This window comes from Marinobacter koreensis (assembly GCF_023156285.1).
In the GTDB taxonomy this organism is placed as follows: Bacteria; Pseudomonadota; Gammaproteobacteria; order Pseudomonadales; family Oleiphilaceae; genus Marinobacter; species Marinobacter koreensis.
This window is the reverse complement of sequence record NZ_JAKZAJ010000005.1, coordinates 74,949-94,664: the sequence shown is the minus strand read 5'-3', so window position 1 is coordinate 94,664 and position 19,716 is coordinate 74,949. Positions and strand designations below refer to the sequence as shown.

Below are 19,716 nucleotides of genomic sequence, written 5' to 3'. Positions count from 1 at the left end.
TTGATCAACGCGAATCGGTCAACAGAATCGTCTGTGCAAAGCCACGGGCCTCGAGTAGCCCCTGGGTTTTCCTCGCCGCTGCCTCTGTCTCGAAAGGACCGACCTGTACCCGATGATAGCGGCCGGACTGGGTGTCGATCGCCCGAACCCGCATCGGATTCTGCAGGACACTGCGAACCCGCTTCAACAGGGCTTCGGCAGGGCCACGACTGCTGAACGAGGCCAGTTGGACAAACAGCGCTTCACCGGTTCCATTTGATGCGCTTTCAGCACTCCGTGCTTCTCCGGATTCGGCAACCGGCCCGCTTTGCTGACCCGGCCGAAACGGCTGACCGGCAAGGTACATGGAGCCGTCCGGCCGGACCGTGATGGCAGCCACTTCAACGTGTGCCGTTCCTTTCGACTGATATCCCAGTTTTTTCGCCGCGGCGTAGGACAGGTCAATCAGCCGGTCGCTGTGAAAGGGCCCACGATCATTGACCCGAACGATGACCGACCGCCCGTTGTCCAGATTGGTCACCCGGGCATAAGTCGGGATTCGCAGGGTCTTGTGGGCGGCCGACATTTCATACATGTCGAAGGTTTCGCCGTTGGACGTCCTGTGGCCATGGAACTTTTCACCGTACCAACTGGCGGTGCCACGGGCGACGTAGCCATCGTTCGTATCCAGAACCCGGTAGGTTTTGCCCCAGACCGAGTAAGGCGATTTGTTACCCGCACTCCGTCCCTTCTCATAGCGGGGACGGGCATCTGGCAGACCAGACACATCGATATCTTTCGACGGCGCACGGTCCTGCGCCAGAGCATAACGGGAACTGCTGGTCTGGGGGGATGAAGCACATCCACCCAGTCCCAGAAGCAACAGGACGACCAATCCTGCGGCCCAATGACGTTTTGCGTTCACCGTGGGCAATCCCCCTGCCATACGCTTGCCGCGTAAAAACCACATATTCTTTTCTTCATTGTAACGGGTTCTTTCACCCAATCACCATTACCCGGCTTCCATGGTTGGTCAGGCAGCCAGCATTCGGCGATGGGTGTGTATCGACATAAGGACACCAAACGCGGCCATCAGCGTCACGCTGGACGTACCCCCGTAACTGATCAGCGGCAGGGGCACGCCTACCACTGGCAGCAGACCGCTGACCATTCCGACGTTCACAAACACGTAAATGAAGAAGGTCATGGTCAAAGCACCCGCGACCAGCCGGCTGAACGAATCCTGGGCCGTGGCCGCAATATAGAGACAGCGCAAAATGATCAGGAAATAGGTGGTCAGCAACAGCGCCATCCCGATAAAGCCGAACTCTTCGGCCAGAACCGCGACAATGAAGTCGGTGTGACTCTCCGGGAGAAATTCCAGGTGCGACTGGGTTCCCAGCAGCCAACCCTTGCCTTCAAGACCACCGGATCCGATGGCTGTTTTGGACTGGATGATGTTCCACCCGGCTCCCAGCGGATCGCTCTGGGGGTCCAGCAGCGTCAGCACACGCTGCTTCTGGTAATCCCGCATCACGAAAAACCACATCAGTGGCGCGGAGACCGACACCAGGGCAAAAACCGCAGAAATGAGTTTCCAGCTCATTCCGGCGAAAAACACTACGAAGATGCCGGCGAGCCCCACCAGCAGCGACGTTCCGAGATCCGGCTGTTCGATAATCATGCCCATGGGTAGCAGCACGATCCCCAGCCCGACCACCACATGGGAAAACCTCGGGGGCAGATAATGCCTCGACAGGTACCAGGCCGCCATCATTGGCACCACCAGTTTCATCAGTTCCGATGGCTGGAAACGCGGCAATCCCGGAATGGCCAGCCAACGCTGAGCGCCCTTGGCGCCGACACCTGCCACCAGAACGGCGGCGAGCGCAATCAGCCCGACCACATACAGCCAGGGCGCCCAGCGACGGAACACGGCCGGATCCAGTTGGGCAAACACCAGCATCACCACAAAGGCAATGGTCATCCGGATGCCCTGCGCCTTGACCACCTCGATGTTGCGGTCAGCCCCACTGTAGAGCACGAACAGGCCACTGCAGATCAGTAACAGCAGCAGTATCAGCAACACCGGATCCAGATGCAGGGTCGTCCAGATGCTTCGGGGGCGCCCGAGGGGATTGGCAGAACCGGAGTCCATCAGATCTTTCAGGGCCATCAGTTTGCCCCCGTTGTATTGGCCATACTCACCTTGCCGGAATCCTCACCATGTTTCAGGTCCAGCAGCCAGGTATCAAACATTGCCCGGGCCACCGGAGCGGCCGTTCCACTTCCGCTACCGCCATTCTCGACGATGACGGAGACGACAATCTTGGGGTCGTCCACAGGCGCAAAGCCAACGAACAGTGCGTGATCCCGCAGCCGTTCACGGATTTCATTCGCGTCGTACTCCTCATCTTCCTCAAGGCTGTATACCTGGGCGGTCCCGGTTTTCCCGGCCATCCGATAGGGTGCCCCCTGGGCGGCACGACGGGCAGTACCGTGCGCGCCTTCCATCACCTCCGCCATGCTGTCGACGACATACTCCCAATCGCTGGGATTTTTCAGTTTCAGCGGTTCATGGGTTTCCGGAGGCAGGACTTTATTGACCGGATCGTCACCCAGGACATCCTTGAGCAATCGGGGTTCAACCCATTGCCCACGGTTCGCAATCAGGGCGGTTGCGGTAGCCAGTTGCAGCGGCGTGGCCAGCATGAATCCCTGTCCGATACCCAGGTTTACAGAGTCTCCCGGATACCAGGGTTCCTTGCGCGCGGCACGCTTCCACTCCCTCGATGGCAACAGACCGCTCAGGGCACCTGAGACATCCAGCGTGGCATCCTCGCCAAACCCGAAACTGGAGAGATAACCAGACATGGTATCCACCCCCATATCCACGGCAACGCCGTAGAAATAGGTATCGCACGACTGCGCGATGGCCTTTTTCAGATCAACCCAACCGTGTCCCCAGCGTTTCCAGTCCCGATAGCGCCGCCCGGTATCGTTGAGCTGGAAGTAGCCCGGGTCCCAGATTTTCTTGGTCCGGGTAGTCGCACCACTGTCCAGTGCGGCAACCGCCAGCATGGGTTTCAGAGTGGACCCTGGCGGGTACTGGCCCCGAAGTGCCCTGTTGAACAGTGGCTTGTCCTTGCTTTCCCGCAGTTCCCGGTAATCGTCCACGCTGATACCGGTGACAAACTTGTTGGTATCGAATCCCGGCACGCTGGCCAGCGCCAGTATCCCCCCGGTTTTCGGTTCGATCGCGACAACGGCACCCCGGCGGCCGTCGAGCAGTTCATATGCCTTTTTCTGCAAGCGAAGGTCCAACTGCAACTGGAGGTCCTCCCCGGGCACCGGGTTCTCCCGCTCCAGAACCCGAAGGATTCGCCCTCGGGCATTGGTTTCAACGTGCTGGTAACCGACCTTGCCGTGCAGCGTCTTCTCGTAGAACTTCTCGATACCGGACTTGCCGATGTAGTTGGTACCGGCATAGTTGACGGCGTCGATATTCTGCAGTTCTTCTCGGTTGATCCGACCCACGTACCCGAGTACGTGGGATGTCAGGACACTGTGGGGGTAATAGCGCACAAGCTCCGCCTTGACTTCGACGCCCGGCAACTCGTGCCGGTGAACCGCGAGCTTGGCGATCTCCTCTTCCGTCAGGTCGTATCGCAGCGGGATTTCCTGATACGGGCGACGGGGCTCGTGCAGCCTGCGCTCAAACCGTTCCAGATCCTGGTCGGAGACATTGATGATGCCCTCAAGTTCGCTGAGGGTCTCGTCCATACCCTCCACCCGTTCGGGCACAACGGTGACACTGAAAACCGGCCGGTTTTCGGCCAGAAGCTCACCGTTTCGGTCGTAGATCAGGCCGCGTGGAGGCGGGACCGACTGCACCTGAACGCGGTTTTTGTCGGACAAGGTGGTGTAGGTATCGTTCTCGACGATCTGGAGCTGATACATGCGGGCCATGAGGCCGCCCAGCGCCAGCACGACCACCGTCAGCATAACCAGCGCGCGGCGCTGGAACAGGCGGCGTTCGGCTGCGGTATCCTTGAATTCACCCCACGGCATGGACAACCTCTAGGCGCGATGGTACGGATGGTTTCGGGTGATCGTCCAGGCCCGGTACAGCTGCTCTGCAAGCAGAATACGCACCAGCGGATGAGGCAATGTCAGAGGCGACAGGGACCACTGCTGATCCGCTCGCTGGCGACAGGCATCGGCCAGACCGTCCGGCCCTCCCACCAGGAAACTCACGTCATTCCCATCCTGCTGCCAGGATTCAAGCTGGCTCGCCAGCTTCTCCGTGGACCAGGGACGGCCGCCCACCTCGAGGGCGATAACGCGATCGCGAGCACCCAGTGCCCCGAGAATCGCATCGCTTTCCTTCTGCATCAGTCGGGGAATATCCGGATTCTTCCCACGGTGGGCCATGGGAATTTCAACCAGTTCCAGGGGAAGTTCCGGGGGCATCCGACGGGCATACTCCTGATACCCGCTGCTGACCCAGTCGGGCATCTTCTGCCCGACACAGATCAGACGTAACCGCATGCTTATTCGCTGCCCGCGGCACCAAGATCCGGAGCATCGCGCCAGAGTCGCTCCAGATCGTAGAACTCGCGGGTAGCGGGCATCATCACATGAACAACAACATCGCCGAGGTCGACCAGGATCCAGTCGCTGGCAGTCGCGCCCTCGACATTGCTGGCCCGAACTCCCTGCTCTTTGGCTTCAACCACCACCGAATCGGCGAGGGATTTGACGTGACGGTTGGAAGTGCCGGATGCCAGCACCATGTAGTCCGTGACACTGGTCCGATCGCGCACATCAATCACACTGATGTCCTGCGCCTTCACGTCTTCCAGTGCCGTGACCACCAAATCTTTCAGTTCTTCTGCCTGCATAATCACCCTGTTAATCGGACATCGGCCGGATTGCCTGCCCGAAAAGTCTCAATGAGACGGAATTGTAGCACTAAAAGTTCCCGTCCGGGCAGGCGCCATAAAGCCCCTGCCGTCGAATCTCCGCCCAGACCCCATCCGGGATCAGGTATCGGGGAGAACGCCCCTTGGCAATTCGATCGCGGATACCGGTGGCGGAAATATCCAGCAGCGGCGGGTCCAGGGCCAGCACCAGGCCAGCTGGCCTCTCACGTAGACGGGCCGGATCACTGACTTCGCGTTCAGCCAGCAGCTTTGCCGGCTGACCGTCCGGATCCAGAGCCGGTCCAGGACGCTGCACCACAACGATGTGGGCCAGCTCGGGAATCATTTGCCACTCCCGCCAGCGATCAAAGCCGGCAAAGGCATCGGTACCGACCACCATTACGAGCGGCTCCTCCGGGCCCAGCTCGGCCCGGAGCTGGCGCAAGGTATCCGCTGTATAGGAAGCGCCGGCCCGCCGGAGTTCCCGGTCATCAATCCGCAGAGCGGCTTCGTCGCGAATCGCCAGTTCCAGCAGCGTCAGCCGCTGCCCGGCACTGGCGCCGGTGTCGCCACGATGCGGCGGGATATGGCAGGGCACCAGGCTGACATTCGGCACACCCAGCCGATCACACAGCTCGATGGCCAGCCTCAGGTGCCCATGATGCACAGGATCGAAAGTTCCGCCGTAGATCACATGCATGGACATCAGGTCCGGATGTGACCGTCGCCGAACACCACGTATTTCTGGGACGTGAGACCTTCCAGCCCCACGGGACCGCGGGCATGGATCTTGTCGGTAGAGATGCCGATCTCCGCGCCCAGACCGTACTCGAATCCGTCGGCAAAACGGGTCGAGGCATTGACCATCACAGAGCTGGAATCCACTTCCGTGAGGAAGCGCCGGGCCCGGGTATAGTTTTCGGTCACGATGCTGTCGGTGTGCTGGGAGCTGTAGCGATTGATATGCGCGATCGCCCCATCCAGACCGTCCACCACGCGCACCGCCAGGATGGGGGCCAGATATTCCGCTTCCCAGTCTGCGTCCACCGCCTCTTTGGCCGAGGGGACCACCGCACGGGTTGCCGGGCACCCCCGCAACTCCACGCCTTTCTCCTCAAAGGCGTCCGCCAGCAGCGGCAGGATATCCTCAGCAATTTCCTGGTCCACCAGAAGGGTTTCCATGGTATTGCAGGTTCCGTACCGCTGGGTCTTGGCATTCACCGCCACCCGCAGGGCCTTCTCGGGGTCCGCGTGGCTGTCGATGTAGACGTGACACACGCCGTCCAGGTGCTTGATGACCGGCACACGGGCATCCCGGCTGATCCGTTCGATCAATCCCTTGCCGCCGCGGGGCACGATCACATCAACGTAAGCCGGCATGGTGATCAGCTCCCCCACTGCCGCACGATCGGTGGTCTTGATCACCTGTACGGCATTCTCGGGCAGACCTGCCTCGGCCAGGCCGATGGCAAGGCAGCGGGCAATCGCCTGGTTGGAATGGATGGCTTCGGATCCGCCCCTGAGAATGGTGGCATTTCCGGACTTCAGGCACAGGCTTGCGGCTTCAACCGTCACGTTCGGACGGGATTCGTAGATGATCCCGATCACGCCCAGGGGAACCCGCATCTTTCCGACCTGGATGCCCGAGGGGCGATAGGTCATGTCGGTAATCTCGCCAATGGGGTCCGGAAGGGAGGCAACCTGCTGCAGGCCCTCGATCATGGCGTCGATCCGTTCCGGCGTGAGCTCCAGACGATCCAGCATCGCCGCGTCCAGACCATTCTCCCGTCCTTTTTCGAGATCCTTGCTGTTGGCAACCGCCAACTCGCCCCGCGCGGCGTCCAGTGCGTCCGCGGTCGCCAGCAGTGCCCTGTTGCGTACAGCCGTGGTGGACTTTGCCACCAGCGTGGCGGCGGCCCGGGCCTGCTGACCAACCTCGGCCATGTATCCTGCAATATCCATCCTGTTACCTTGTCAGTTCGACATCAAAATACGTAATAAGGGCCTAACTTTACCTTTCCCGTTTCAAGTACGCACCCCAAACCATTATTATACCGCTGCGCTATGCTTAATACTCAATGGATGCGCCGGGAGAGGAAGGACACACCATGGCCCAGACGGCCGAAAAATTCTTGTTGAGCAGGCTGTCACGGGCCGGTTTCGCGGGACTGATCATCATTGCCATCGCCAGCGCCCTGCTGGGTGACCCGCTCATGTCAGCCGTGGCGGCGGCTGCAGCAGGCGTCGTTATCAGCGGCCGGAACTTCCATCCAGCCCGTAAAAAACAACCCTGGCCAGCCATTCAGCGTCTTTTCTTCGTCGTCGCGACCGGGCTGACCCTGTCGGCATTCCTGCTGGGACCCTGGTCAATGACGTACTGGCTTTATGCGGTGCCACTGATTGCCTTTGCCCTGTTTCAGCCAGTCATTGCCGCCAGCCTCTCGCTGGCGGTCTGCGTGCTGGTCATGGCAGGAACCCAATGGATGACGGGGCTCCCGGACCGCCACCAGTTGGTGAGCGCGTTCCTGCTGACCCTGATGCTCTCCGGATTGCTGGTCTTTCTCAGGGAATACAAGAACCGGCAGCTGGCCCCCCTTCGACGCACGGACGAGCTGACCCAGGCCGCCAGCCGCGAATACCTGTCCGCCGACCTGCACAAGGAAATCCAGCGCAGCGAACGGGAAGGCACCGACCTGTCGGTCATCATGGTCGGACTGGACACCCATGTGAGCGATCATGAACCGGCCGAAGATATCCGGTCAATCCTGCCCCGAATCGGCCGTTTCCTGCACTCCCAGATCCGCGATTTCGACACCTATTACCGGGTCGCAGACCTTCAGTTCCTGATCATCCTTCCCGGAATTTCCACCGGTGATGCAGGAAATCGGGCGGATATCATTCGCAGCGGACTCCGCACCCTGCTGGAATCACACGGTTTGAATCTCACGGTGAGCACAGGCATCGCCGGGCTCAATATCGGCGACGATGCCGACAGCCTCCAGCAGAGTGCCGCCCACGCATTGCGTCGGGCCCAGCAACAGGGTGGCAACCGTACCCAGACCTATAGCGCCTGGTCGCATACGGCTCGATCCACTACCGAGCACGGGGGGCCGGCATCATGACCGAAACAAGGCTACGCACGATCACTCACAGTGCAGGCTACGCCCTGGCGGCCGTGTTCATCGCTGCCCTGGCCATACAGAACCTGAGGTACGGCTTCTACGATCTGTTCTACCTGGCCTCCGGGATGGCCATACTGAGCGTCGCGGGGCTGGCCTATACCGTCATCTGCCGGCGACACCAGTTATCGGCCCCGGGGCACCTGATCATCCTGTCTGCGCTCAACAGCGGGCTGCTGGCGGCACTGATCAGCATGAACGGACCGGGCATCAGCCACTGGGCGATGCCCCTGCTGATACTGAACCTTCTGATCCTCCCGCTGCGCCAGGGGCTGGCGCTGTCCCTGCTTCTGATCACGCCCATGTCGGTGGTTCTGTTCCTCAGCCATCCGGTCGATGACGCCATGGTCACCACCACAGGACTGGTCATTCTGCTCGTCACAACCGCTCTGTATACCTGGCATTACGACCACATGGCGCAGTCGGCGGAGGACCTGGCCATCACAGATCCGGTGACCGGCGCCCATAACGCCCGGTTCCTGGATGAAACCCTGCAGAAGGAAATCAGTCGAGCCATTGCAACCGGGCATTCCCTGTCCGTGGTGCATCTGGGCATCGACTACGCGGCGGAAGCCAAGGACCTGCATGGTAATGCGGCACTCCAGACACTGTTTCGGGACATGACCCAACATCTTTTCGGCGTTATCCGGGCGGGCGATACCCTCTACACGCTGAACGAATCCGAATTCTTCCTGATCCTGCCGTTTACGCCGGAGGAAGGCGTCCGGGTCATTGCCGAGCGCATCCGCAGGACCATTGGAGAACATCAGTGGCCAGTCGTCGGCAAGGCCACCGTAAGCCTGGGCTGCACGACACGCGGAAATGGCGATACCCGAACGGACACCCTCCGCAAAAGGGCCCACGGCGCGATGGAAGAAGCACGCAAACGGGGCGCCGACTCCATCTGGTTCAGTCCGGGAGAGACCATTGAGGCATGACTGGCGCCTGGCTCTCTGACCTCACCGCCTGGCTGTCATCGAACCCCGGATGGCTGGCGTTCGCACTGTTCCTCACTGCTTTCGTGGAATCCCTGGCCATTGCCGGCCTGATTGTACCGGGTGTTGCCATCCTGTTTGCCATCGCCGCACTGGCGGGCAAGACCGGCATGCCGCTGACCGAGGCCTTGACCTGGGCCTTTCTGGGGGCGGTCGTAGGCGACGGCATCAGTTTCGTTATCGGGCAGACACTGAAGGGGCGACTGACATCCGTCTGGCCGTTCAAACGCTACCCCATCCTGATCGGCAAGGGAGAAACCTTCTTCCGGAAACACGGGGGCAAGAGTGTGGTTATCGGGCGCTTTATCGGACCAATCCGTCCAGTCATTCCGCTGGTAGCCGGCGCACTCCACATGCCCTGGCAGCGTTTCCTCGGCATCAACATCCTGTCGGCCATCGCCTGGGCCCCGGCATACGTCATTCCCGGATTCCTGGTGGGCAGCGCTCTACAGACGGGCATCGAACTGCCCCCTCATTTCTACGCGGTTACCGGCGTCAGCGTGCTGGCGCTGCTGGTGGTGTACTATGTTCTGGTGCAGTTCCAGCTGGGCCTCGGCGGTGGCGGGCGTTTTTACCGATGGCTCGAAGAGCGCGTTGCACGGTACGAACTGTCCCATCGATTCTGGCGACTTTACAGCAACCAGCGACCGGCCCGCGCTGGCGAATTCCCGCTTGCCTCCCTGATGCTCTCCGTCACCTGTTGTGGTCTGTTCCTGATCTGGGAGCAACTGGTCATCAGCGGCGCTCTGGCCCCATTCAATCAGACCGTATTGCTCTGGTTCGAACAACTCCGTCACCCGCTGATCGACGGTCCCGCTCTGGCGGCGACCCTGATCGGCGACCCACTGGTTCTGGTCGTGGCAGCGGGGCTGTCCATCCTGGTCCTGGCGTTTCGCGGATATTACGCCGCTGCACTGCACATTGCCATGGCGCTGGCGTTGACGTGGAGCCTGGTATGGGGCCTGAAGACCGGGCTCGACCTGCCCCGACCGGCGGTGGTCAACCAGCCTCCGGCCTCCGGCGCCTTTCCCAGCGGTCACGCCGCCGGCATCACCGTGCTGGTAACCCTTCTGGCCAGCTTCGTTGCGGCAGAATTCGGTCAGCGTCGGCGCTGGCGCACCTACGTATTCCTCTCATTGCCAGTACTGCCTGTCGCCGTAAGCCGACTCTACCTGGAGGTACACTGGTTCTCGGACATTATCGGAGGCATCCTGCTGGGGCTCGCGGTGACCGGTTTCGTGCGGGCCAGTTACAGCCGATATGATCGCACGCCCATCCCGATGGACGCGCTGACCTGCCTGGGCGTGGCGGTGTGGCTGGTCTTTTCGGTCGCCTATATCCTGCACCAGTGGCCGGAGGCCAGTTACCGGTATACGCCCGATGCCAGCCACTCGGCGTCGGCCCGGGTCGTCACCCCGGCTCAAGCGCTTCAAGAAGTTCCTGCAATCGATTGAGGCGCTCGAGGGGGTCCTGCAGTTCCACCAGCCGTTGCTTTTCCTGCTTGTCGAGCGGCAGAAGCTCTGTCAGTCGCCAACCCACATGGCGGGCGTCGTCATAGTCCACCTGCATTTTCAGATCGCGAACGACCGGATGGCGAAACAGGGCCTCCAGAACCGACTGAAGTTCGATGTGCTGAGCGGGCACCGCGCTCTGCGTCTCGCCCGCGAGGTGCTCGACATCGCCGACGTTGAGCCCGTCCGGCTCACGCCAGCTCCGGAGAACGGCCACTTTCGATTCACCCTCGACGGTAATGCCGAGCAGGCCATTCTCCAGCTGTTGGAAGTCAATGATGCGGACGTAGGTACCCACCTCATAGAAACTCGCCATCGATCCGGCTTCCGCCCCCTCGCGAAGCAGCACCACGACGAACCCCTCGTCGTCTTTCAGGCACCGGGTCAGCATGTCGATGTAACGGGGTTCGAACAGCTGAAGCGGGATACGACCGCCGGGCAGGACGATGGAGTTGAGCGGAAACAGGGGCACGGTCACGGTCATGCTGCTCTTCACCGAATCGACAACAACTGCTGAACTTCCTGGACCCTCGCGCGGGCTTCGGTAAGCAACTGAAGACTGCGGGAGGCATTGAGTTCCAGTTCTCCCAGGCGCCTGTAGGCTGGGACTTCATCAAACGCTGGCAGACTGTCGTTCTGGCTCGATCCGATCATCGAATGCAACTGGGCCACGATCACCACGTCTACCAACTGCGGCTCGGTCTCCCGGCATTCATAGTGCCAGTCTTCGGCATGCCTGACCGACTCGAGAAATGCAGCCGGGAAGGCCCAGTTCTCCAGCACCGCGGTGCCGACATCGGCACGCAACTCGCGGATGGCGTGGCCCAGATTGGTTTCATTGGAGAATAGTGCCGAGTGATGCTCGGCCTGAACCAGCACCGGCACTACGCCGATATCGTGCAACAGTCCCGCCAGAAGGGCCTCTTCGGGGTCGATTCGGGTCGCCTGGTCCGCCAGCACCCAGCACAGCGCAGCAACCTCACGGGAGTGGGTCCAGAGCTTCTCCATCTCTTTCTGCAGCGACGCCTGACGGGTCTTGAACACCTCTCGCAACGCAAAGACCGACACCAGTTGGCGCGTCGTACGCATACCCAGCCGAACCACCGCCTCACGAACATTGCGAACGTCGCTGAAGCCACGATAGAGGGGGCTGTTGCAGGAACGGACAAGCTTGGCGGCCATGGCCGGGTCCGCAGACACAACAGCCGCCACCTGTTCTGCTGACGAATCGTCGCGATCCACCGCCCGGCGAACCTTCCAGGCCACATCGGGCACACTGGGCAACTTGACCTGGTTCGATCGGAGCTCGGAATAGAACTCCATCAACAGTTGATGTTCCTCGTCGCCTCCGGACACACCGTCCTCGGAACCCATTTCCACCTGGTTGACCGGAGCCGACCGGAGCAGCTGATTCAGCACATCCTGTTCAATCACGAGGAATTCCGACGGTTTGACAGCGACCACGTCGTACATGCGCGGCTGCAGACGGGCAATGGGGTTGAGCGCCTTGTCGGTTTCCGCCTCAATAATCGACTTACGCCCGTCCACAGCCTGCAACTCCACCGCGCCGGAGACCAGAAAGATATCGAGACCATCACGGACGCCTCTCTCCGCAACCCGCTGACCCGGCCCGTGGGTCCGGCGTTCGGCTCGGCTGGCCAATAGCACCAGCTGATCATCCGTTAAGCGATTCAGCGGCTGAAAACTCTTGAGGCGACGCAACGGCAGGCTGTCCGGCCCGGCCATAAGCAAACTCCTTGTTCATAGAACCTTAGGATAGTCCGATCATAACTGTTAAGTATTGTAACCACCGCCCTGGAAAACAACCATGCGCCTACGGTCTAATCTGGTATCCTTTAGGGCTGCACTTTTCCCGGCAACAGACAAGAGAGACCAAGACACCATGCCTCAGTATCGTTCGCGGACATCCACAGCCGGCCGGAACATGGCCGGCGCCCGCGCCCTCTGGCGCGCCACCGGTATGAAAAACGACGACTTCGGCAAACCGATCATTGCGGTAGCCAACTCGTTTACCCAGTTCGTGCCCGGTCACGTGCACCTGAAAGACCTGGGGCAGCTGGTCTGTCGTGAGATAGAAGCCGCCGGCGGTGTCGCCAAGGAATTCAACACGATTGCCGTGGACGATGGCATTGCCATGGGTCACGACGGAATGCTGTATTCACTGCCCTCCCGGGAGATCATTGCCGATTCCGTGGAATACATGGTCAACGCCCACTGTGCCGATGCCCTGGTGTGCATCTCCAACTGCGACAAGATCACACCGGGAATGCTGATGGCCGCCATGCGCCTCAACATCCCGACCATTTTCGTGTCCGGCGGGCCGATGGAGGCCGGCAAGACCAAACTGTCCGAACACAAGCTGGACCTGGTGGATGCGATGGTCATCGCCGCCGACCCGAATGCCAGCGACGAACAGGTCGAGGAATACGAGCGGAGCGCCTGCCCGACCTGCGGTTCATGCTCCGGCATGTTCACCGCCAACTCCATGAACTGTCTTACCGAGGCCATCGGCCTGGCGCTGCCCGGCAACGGTTCCCTGCTGGCGACCCACGCGGACCGGAAACAACTCTTCCTGGATGCCGGTCGACAGATTGTGGTGAACGCCCGTCGCTATTACGAGGAAAACGATGCCAGCGTGCTGCCCCGCAGCATCGGCTCTCTGGCCGCGTTCGAAAACGCCATGACCATGGATATCGCCATGGGCGGATCGACCAACACCATCCTGCACCTGCTGGCGGCCGCCCAGGAGGGTGGGGTTAATTTCGCCATGGCGGACATCGACAGACTGTCTCGCCATGTGCCTCAGCTGTGCAAGGTGGCGCCCAACTCGCCGAAATACCACATGGAAGACGTTCACCGGGCCGGTGGCATCATGGGCATCCTTGGGGAACTGGAGCGCGGCGGCCTGATCAACACGGATCTGCCGACCGTTCACAGCAAGACCATGAAGGAAGCCCTGGAGACCTGGGACATCATGCAGTCTCCCACCCCGGAAGTGGTGGAATTCTACAAGGCCGGACCGGCGGGCATCCCGACCCAGACCGCCTTCAGCCAGAACACCCGTTGGCCCAGCCTGGACGGCGATCGCGAGGCCGGCTGCATCCGCTCCGTCGAGAATGCCTACTCCTCTGAGGGCGGGCTCGCGGTACTCTACGGCAATATTGCCCGGGATGGCTGTGTGGTCAAGACCGCCGGTGTGGACGAGAGCATCTACGTCTTCGAGGGCAAGGCCCGCGTCTTCGAAAGCCAGGATTCCGCCGTGGCGGGCATCCTCAATGACGAAGTAAAACCGGGAGAGGTGGTCATTATCCGCTACGAGGGACCGAAAGGTGGCCCGGGCATGCAGGAAATGCTCTACCCGACCAGCTATCTCAAATCCAAGGGCCTGGGCAAGGACTGCGCCCTGCTTACGGATGGACGTTTCTCCGGCGGAACCTCCGGACTTTCGATCGGCCACGCCTCGCCGGAGGCTGCAGCAGGCGGCGCTATCGGACTGATCGAGAACGGCGATACGATTCTGATCGACATTCCGAACCGCTCGATCAATGTCCAGGTAGATCAGTCAGAGCTGGACCGGCGCCGGGAGGCACGGGACGCCAAGGGCTGGAAGCCCGAACTCGCCCGCGACCGCAAGGTGTCGGCAGCACTCAAAGCCTACGCGCTGCTGGCGACCAGTGCGGATAAAGGGGCGGTCCGTGACCTGACCAAGCTGGACTGAACATCCGGCCACAAAAAAAGCCCGCCAGGTTACTCTGGCGGGCTTTTTTGCGTCAGGGCATACGATGCACTTACCAGAGCGACCAACCACCGTCGTCGTCCTCTTCGATCGTCTTGTCCTCTTTCTTGGCCTCGGCCGGCTGATCTGCCTTGGCAGCGGCTTTATCGGCCTTTTCAGCCGTCTTCGCACTGGCCTTTGCCGGCGCTGCCGCAGCAACCTTCATCGAAATCATACCAAGGGCTTTCTTGGTCTCATCATCCAGAATACCTGTTGCCTGCAATCCGTGGTCTTTCTGGAAGCTGGTCAGCGCCGAACGGGTGGCATCATCCATATCCGGGCTGACATTGGAAATATCGTAGCCCGCTCCATAAAGCGCGTTCTTAAGAGCTACGGTCTCATTGGCCTGGGCCAGAGGGGCAAGCCCTAACAAAGCCGCCGCACCGGCTGCAGCCAGAAGGCGACCCAGATTCCTGGTCGGGTTCTTCATGGTACTCACCTGCATTACTCCTGATGCCAAACCGACATCGATTCTTTTTTATTATGTGGCGCCAATCTCCACGGGCTGGGGCAAACACTGAAAAGACTATCACACTTTGCGATCAACGGGACCGCTCCGGTTCTCATCCTCCGGCATCGGACCGGTTCCCGGATGGCGAACCGTCTGGGCCTCGTGTCCGAACTCCCGGATGAAGATCCCCCAGAAGGCCATGAACAGGGCCGCCACCAGAGGCCCCATGACAAAGCCGTTGACTCCGAACATGACAATTCCGCCCAGCGTTGACAACAACACAATGTAATCCGGGAGCTTGGTGTCGCGACCGACGAAAACCGGTCGAAGCAGGTTGTCCGCCAGCCCAATGACCAGCACCCCGAAGATCGTCAGCACCGTCGCGGACACAAGCTGCCCCACCGCCGCCAGGTAGATGGCCACGGGCACCCAGACAATGGCAGCGCCAATGGCCGGAAGCAGCGAGACAATAGCCATCACCACGCCCCACAGCAACGCCCCGGAAATGCCGAGAATCCAGAAGATCAGGCCACCCAGGGCGCCCTGGATAATCGCGATCAGCAGGTTGCCCTTGACCGTTGCCCGGGTCACCTCCGCGAACTTGGCAAACAGCAGACGCTCGCGCTCGTCCCCCAGTGGCAGGGCCCGGATCAGCAATTCCACCAGTTGATTACCGTCACGAAGCAGGAAAAACGCCAGGTAGACCATCAGGGCCAGCCCCATGAAGAACTGGAATGTGTTCTGCCCGATGCCGAGGGCCTGTTTGGCCATGAACTGGCTGCCGCCAACAAACAGGCTGACGGCTTTGTCACGGATCTCGGCGAAGTTGATATCGAATTGCGCGAGAAAAGCCTGGATGGCCGGGAACGACTGATTCACTCGATCGATGTACTCGCCGGGGCGAATCTCGCCGCTCTGGATCTGCTGGTACAGCTCCACCCCCTGCGCGATCAGCGATGTCACCAGCAGCAGGACTGGAATAATGACGATCACCATGCAGACCGTGAGAGTGACCAGGGCGTTCACATTAGGCCTGGGGCCGAGCCACTTCGCCACCAGGTTCTGGACCGGATGGAAAATCAGCGCAATGGCTACGGCCCAGAAAATCGGCCCGAAGAAGGGCTTCATCAGCAGGACGAACGCCAGGGAGACCCCGACCAGCATTGCCAGAAAAGTCCGTGTTTCAAGTTTTGCGTACATAAGTCAGGGTATCCCGGCGCAAAGAGCAGTAACGAAGGCTTTGGATAATACCAGCCTATCACGGGAGTTTGGCCACTGGCGCCCGCTTCAGGTTATAGTGGCTGGTTGGTGATCACAGTTTGAACGGGTCATAGTATTGGATCTGGAAACCTTTACCACAGAAACCGCCCTGGACGCTGCCCGGGAACTGCAAAGAGTCCTGGCAGCACGGACTCATCGTCGAAAGGTGATGGGGCAGGAGGTGCTGGTGCCCGGACAGCTCGGTGAGGCGCTGAACCTTCCCCGAATCATCAACCGGCTCCAGAGCAAGCAGCAGCGACAGAGAGACGCCGGCCTGGAGGATTTCGAGGAACTGTGGCCGACGCTGTCGCCACGAACCCGGCAACGGGTGCTGGACGCCATCGGCTGGTACGATCCCAAAGAACTCGACTGGGAGGACAAACGTTCCAATCGCAGGCCGATGGTCGATACGGACAAGGATTCCGTATAAATCACGGGCAGTGAACGCAGGAGGACTTTTTATTGTCACACACTGCCCCTAGGTTGTACGTATCAGGAGGATATCTATGAGAGAACCAAATCATTACAACGCTATTCTTGCCGAGGGCTGTGCCGTTCCCACCCTGCTCTGCGGCCACTGTCATTCCATTCTTTCCCGGTCGCGCATTTTTCTTAACGAAGGCGATAACCAGCAGTCCATCGAGTGCCGGACCATTGGCTTGTGTTCGGCTGACGATTGCGGTGCTGTCAACTGCTGCGATGATGCCATGCGTCACATTGACAACCCGGAGCGCCTGTTCGGGCTGGCCTGCTGATTCAAACGGGCAACGCTCTGTTACGCAACTCAAACACACCAGATCGCCATCTGATTTATCCTGAACTTTGACGATCGTCGTAAGTGACGATCACGCAACCTATCAGTCAGGACAGTCGATGGCATGCGTATTCTGAGAACCGACGAAGCTCGCTTCAGGGACCTTCCGGACTACCCCTTCACTCCCAACTATCTCGACGTAGCCCCCAACCTGAGGATGCACTACGTCGACGAAGGGCGGAGTGATGCCTCACCCGTGCTCATGCTTCATGGGGAACCCTCATGGTCGTTCCTCTACCGGCACATGATCCCCATGGTGGCCAATGCGGGGCACCGGGTGCTGGCACCAGACCTGATCGGCTTCGGGAAATCGGACAAACCGGCCGATGCTGACGATTACAGCTACGACCGGCACATGGAGTGGCTGACCACCTGGCTGGATACGCTCGACCTCCGGAACATTACCCTGGTGTGCCAGAATTGGGGGTCCCTGCTCGGCCTGCGACTGGCCGCAGAACATGCAGACCGGTTCAGCCGGATTATCGTCGGCAATGGCATGCTTCCCACGGGTGAAAGCCGGGTTCCCACGGTCTTTACGCTGTGGAAGACATTTGCCGCCCATAGCCCCTGGTTCCCGGTCGCACGAATTGTCCAACTGGGCACAGAGCGAACACTTTCGAAGGCCGAACTGGCCGCGTATGAGGCGCCGTTTCCCTCAACAGACTACAAGGCCGGCGCTCGTGCATTCCCGAGACTGGTGCCACTGTCGCCGGACGACCCGGTCAGCGCTGCCAATCAGGCAACCTGGAAAGCATTGGAGAAATGGCGCAAGCCTTTCATAACCTGCTTCAGCAGCGGCGACCCGATCACCCGGGGCGGTGACCGTTACATGCAGAGGCGCATTCCCGGCGCGCACGGGCAACCCCACATCACTCTCAGGGGTGGCCACTTCCTTCAGGAAGATTCACCCGAGGCCTTCGCACGGATCATCATCGACGCCCTGAAAGCAGAGATGGCGGCCTGAGCCACCATCTCTGCCGAGCAAAAACACACGGCCTGACGCGATTCAGGATTGATGTTTCGGCTGGTAGGTTCCGGAATCCACCCGGGGACGATCCAGCTCCGCCTCGGCAAGCGGCTCGCATTCCTGAAGGCTGGCCAGCGAGCGCCGGGTAAGACGCTGATACTCCTCGGTCCCCTTCTTTTTCCAGGCAAGTTCCTTGTCACTCAGGGTTCGCAGAACCTTGGCGGGCGCACCCACGATCAGCGAACCCGGCTCGCAGGTAAATCCGGCCTTCACCAGGGCTCCGGCGCCGACGATCGACTTCGGTGCAATGTGCGCTTCGTCCATGACCACCGCATTCATCCCCACCATGGCATCCTCACCCACGATACACCCGTGAAGGATGGCTCCGTGGCCGACATGGCCATTCTTCTCGATCACCGTATCCATTCCGGGAAACCCATGCATGACACACGTGTCCTGAATGTTGGAACCTTCCTTGAGGACAATCCGACCGAAATCACCTCGTAACGAGGCGGCAGGGCCGACGTAACAGTCCGGCCCGACCCAGACGTCGCCGATCAGGACGGCACTGGGATGGACATAGGCGGACGGGTGGACAACCGGGACAACACCTTCAATGCTGTAAACGGGCATAACGTTCTCCTGCAGGAATGGGACCAAAATATTTTTTGTTAGCGATTTTTTGTATCACATTATATTTTTCGCCCGGAAATTTCACGAGAATTGGCAACACCAAACGGCACAGAACCCCGTTAAAACGCTCCAGAAGAACCAGCCTTAAGCCATATTTTCAATAAAAATCATCCCCTTAGCGAATCAGCCAACAAGCAAAATTATAAAGTGATACAGAAGTCGATACCATGAATCCTTGACGGGTATCAATTCTTAGATATACTCAATTTCGGACGTTGCATCGGAGGGCACCGGTTGCCCACAGTCCGATCGACCCTGCGCCCCGAGCAAGGCGCTACTAAGAATTCTCTGTCACGGGACACCCAGTGTCGTCCCGGCCATTCCTGTTATTACAACAAATGGGACAACATCATGACCCAGTCAAGCATCCTTCTGGAGATCGATCAGGGCATTGCCACAGTCACCCTGAACCGCCCGAACAACCTCAACAGCTTCAACGTGGAAATGCACGAACGCATGCGCGAGGCCATCACGACCATCCGCAACGACGATAGCGTCCGCGTTCTGGTCATTACCGGTGCCGGCCGTGGCTTCTGTGCCGGCCAGGACCTGTCCGATCGCAGCGTCTCGCCGGATCAGGAAATGCCGGATCTGGGTGCTTCCCTGGAGAATTATTACAACCCGCTGATGCGCAGCCTTCGTGATCTGCCGATGCCGGTTCTGTGCGCAGTCAACGGTGTCGCGGCCGGCGCCGGTGCCAACATTGCGCTCGCCTGCGATATTACGCTCGCTGCCCGCTCGGCCAGCTTTGTGCAGGCCTTCTGCAAGCTCGGCCTGGTACCGGATTCCGGTGGCACCTGGACTCTGCCTCGCGTAGCGGGCATGGCCCGGGCCAAGGGCATGGCACTGCTGGGAGACAAGATCAAGGCCGAGCAGGCCGAGAGCTGGGGCATGATCTGGCGGTGTGTTGACGACGAGCAACTGATGGACGAAACCATGAAACTGGCCCGCCATTTTGCCGTCCAACCCACAAAAGGCCTGGCACTGATCAAGCAGGCCCTGCATGCCAGCACCACCAACAGCTTTGACGAGCAACTGGAACTTGAACGGGATCTGCAACGCCAGGCCGGCCAGACCGACGACTACCGCGAAGGCGTCGCCGCGTTCATGGAAAAGCGCACACCGGATTTCAAGGGGAAATAAAGC

Annotated in this window: 20 protein-coding genes; 8 read left to right on the top strand and 12 right to left on the bottom strand. The window is 60.1% G+C overall.

Features of this window, described 5'->3' with window-relative positions; genetic code table 11:
- Positions 1 to 4: 4 nt before the first annotated feature.
- The 7 genes from MLD04_RS14205 to MLD04_RS14175 form a co-directional block, all read right to left on the bottom strand.
- On the bottom strand, positions 5 to 949 hold the full coding sequence (locus MLD04_RS14205) for a septal ring lytic transglycosylase RlpA family protein (protein ID WP_282451939.1): 945 nt from the start codon (positions 947 to 949) through the stop codon (positions 5 to 7).
- 63 nt (positions 950 to 1,012) lie between these two features.
- Positions 1,013 to 2,155, bottom strand: coding sequence for a rod shape-determining protein RodA (rodA, locus tag MLD04_RS14200; protein ID WP_248159730.1), 1,143 nt, complete (start codon positions 2,153 to 2,155; stop codon positions 1,013 to 1,015).
- Positions 2,155 to 4,050 (bottom strand): penicillin-binding protein 2, encoded by a 1,896-nt coding sequence (gene mrdA, locus MLD04_RS14195; protein ID WP_248159728.1) that lies wholly within the window; start codon positions 4,048 to 4,050, stop codon positions 2,155 to 2,157. The genes rodA and mrdA overlap by 1 nt, the downstream gene beginning before the upstream one ends.
- A 9-nt stretch (positions 4,051 to 4,059) precedes the next feature.
- Complete coding sequence (gene rlmH / locus MLD04_RS14190) at positions 4,060 to 4,530, bottom strand: 23S rRNA (pseudouridine(1915)-N(3))-methyltransferase RlmH (RefSeq protein ID WP_248159720.1); 471 nt, start codon at positions 4,528 to 4,530, stop codon at positions 4,060 to 4,062.
- 2 nt (positions 4,531 to 4,532) lie between these two features.
- Complete coding sequence (rsfS, locus tag MLD04_RS14185) at positions 4,533 to 4,883, bottom strand: ribosome silencing factor (protein ID WP_248159713.1); 351 nt, start codon at positions 4,881 to 4,883, stop codon at positions 4,533 to 4,535.
- A 70-nt stretch (positions 4,884 to 4,953) separates the two neighbouring features.
- On the bottom strand, positions 4,954 to 5,604 hold the full coding sequence (nadD, locus tag MLD04_RS14180; RefSeq protein WP_248159711.1) for a nicotinate-nucleotide adenylyltransferase: 651 nt from the start codon (positions 5,602 to 5,604) through the stop codon (positions 4,954 to 4,956).
- 5 nt (positions 5,605 to 5,609) lie between these two features.
- Entirely contained in the window at positions 5,610 to 6,866 is a 1,257-nt protein-coding gene (locus tag MLD04_RS14175) for a glutamate-5-semialdehyde dehydrogenase (RefSeq protein WP_248159709.1), read from the bottom strand.
- A 146-nt stretch (positions 6,867 to 7,012) separates the two neighbouring features.
- On the opposite strand from MLD04_RS14175, the gene MLD04_RS14170 reads away from it, so the two are divergent.
- Genes MLD04_RS14170 through MLD04_RS14160 form a run of 3 tightly spaced genes read left to right on the top strand, consistent with a single transcriptional unit; the run spans position 7,013 to position 10,532 of the window.
- On the top strand, positions 7,013 to 8,026 hold the full coding sequence (locus MLD04_RS14170; RefSeq protein WP_248159707.1) for a GGDEF domain-containing protein: 1,014 nt from the start codon (positions 7,013 to 7,015) through the stop codon (positions 8,024 to 8,026).
- Positions 8,023 to 9,021 (top strand): GGDEF domain-containing protein, encoded by a 999-nt coding sequence (locus MLD04_RS14165; RefSeq protein WP_248159705.1) that lies wholly within the window; start codon positions 8,023 to 8,025, stop codon positions 9,019 to 9,021. The genes MLD04_RS14170 and MLD04_RS14165 overlap by 4 nt, the downstream gene beginning before the upstream one ends.
- Entirely contained in the window at positions 9,018 to 10,532 is a 1,515-nt protein-coding gene (locus MLD04_RS14160) for a bifunctional DedA family/phosphatase PAP2 family protein (protein ID WP_248159703.1), read from the top strand. Before MLD04_RS14165 ends, MLD04_RS14160 begins: the two co-directional genes overlap by 4 nt.
- On the opposite strand, the gene MLD04_RS14155 is transcribed toward MLD04_RS14160, so the two are convergent.
- Together MLD04_RS14155 and MLD04_RS14150 are read right to left on the bottom strand one after the other, a co-directional pair.
- Entirely contained in the window at positions 10,489 to 11,067 is a 579-nt protein-coding gene (locus tag MLD04_RS14155) for an LON peptidase substrate-binding domain-containing protein (RefSeq protein ID WP_345799624.1), read from the bottom strand. The two genes, MLD04_RS14160 and MLD04_RS14155, sit on opposite strands and share 44 nt — an antisense overlap.
- 14 nt (positions 11,068 to 11,081) lie before the next feature.
- The gene (locus MLD04_RS14150) at positions 11,082 to 12,335 is read right to left on the bottom strand and encodes an HDOD domain-containing protein (RefSeq protein WP_248159694.1); all 1,254 of its coding nucleotides are present in this window, start codon (positions 12,333 to 12,335) and stop codon (positions 11,082 to 11,084) included.
- A 157-nt stretch (positions 12,336 to 12,492) separates the two neighbouring features.
- Here MLD04_RS14150 and ilvD point away from each other — a divergent pair, with 157 nt between their 5' ends.
- Complete coding sequence (gene ilvD, locus MLD04_RS14145; RefSeq protein WP_248159692.1) at positions 12,493 to 14,328, top strand: dihydroxy-acid dehydratase; 1,836 nt, start codon at positions 12,493 to 12,495, stop codon at positions 14,326 to 14,328.
- 70 nt (positions 14,329 to 14,398) lie between these two features.
- Here the strand turns inward: ilvD and MLD04_RS14140 are convergent, their stop codons facing one another.
- Both MLD04_RS14140 and MLD04_RS14135 read right to left on the bottom strand, forming a co-directional pair.
- Positions 14,399 to 14,830, bottom strand: a complete 432-nt coding sequence (locus MLD04_RS14140) for a peptidoglycan-binding domain-containing protein (RefSeq protein WP_248160345.1) — start codon at positions 14,828 to 14,830, stop codon at positions 14,399 to 14,401.
- A gap of 84 nt (positions 14,831 to 14,914) precedes the next feature.
- On the bottom strand, positions 14,915 to 16,036 hold the full coding sequence (locus MLD04_RS14135; protein ID WP_248159690.1) for an AI-2E family transporter: 1,122 nt from the start codon (positions 16,034 to 16,036) through the stop codon (positions 14,915 to 14,917).
- Between the two features lie 136 nt (positions 16,037 to 16,172).
- Between MLD04_RS14135 and MLD04_RS14130 the strand changes: the two genes are divergently transcribed.
- From MLD04_RS14130 to MLD04_RS14120, 3 genes are all read left to right on the top strand, one after another.
- Positions 16,173 to 16,526 (top strand): hypothetical protein, encoded by a 354-nt coding sequence (locus tag MLD04_RS14130; RefSeq protein WP_282451937.1) that lies wholly within the window; start codon positions 16,173 to 16,175, stop codon positions 16,524 to 16,526.
- 76 nt (positions 16,527 to 16,602) lie between these two features.
- The gene (locus MLD04_RS14125) at positions 16,603 to 16,851 is read left to right on the top strand and encodes a hypothetical protein (protein WP_248159689.1); all 249 of its coding nucleotides are present in this window, start codon (positions 16,603 to 16,605) and stop codon (positions 16,849 to 16,851) included.
- A gap of 123 nt (positions 16,852 to 16,974) precedes the next feature.
- Positions 16,975 to 17,874 (top strand): haloalkane dehalogenase, encoded by a 900-nt coding sequence (locus tag MLD04_RS14120; RefSeq protein WP_248159687.1) that lies wholly within the window; start codon positions 16,975 to 16,977, stop codon positions 17,872 to 17,874.
- Positions 17,875 to 17,916: 42 nt separating this feature from the next.
- On the opposite strand, the gene paaY is transcribed toward MLD04_RS14120, so the two are convergent.
- On the bottom strand, positions 17,917 to 18,510 hold the full coding sequence (paaY, locus tag MLD04_RS14115) for a phenylacetic acid degradation protein PaaY (protein ID WP_248159685.1): 594 nt from the start codon (positions 18,508 to 18,510) through the stop codon (positions 17,917 to 17,919).
- Between the two features lie 411 nt (positions 18,511 to 18,921).
- Between paaY and paaG the strand changes: the two genes are divergently transcribed.
- Entirely contained in the window at positions 18,922 to 19,713 is a 792-nt protein-coding gene (gene paaG, locus MLD04_RS14110; RefSeq protein ID WP_248159677.1) for a 2-(1,2-epoxy-1,2-dihydrophenyl)acetyl-CoA isomerase PaaG, read from the top strand.
- Positions 19,714 to 19,716 lie beyond the last annotated feature (3 nt).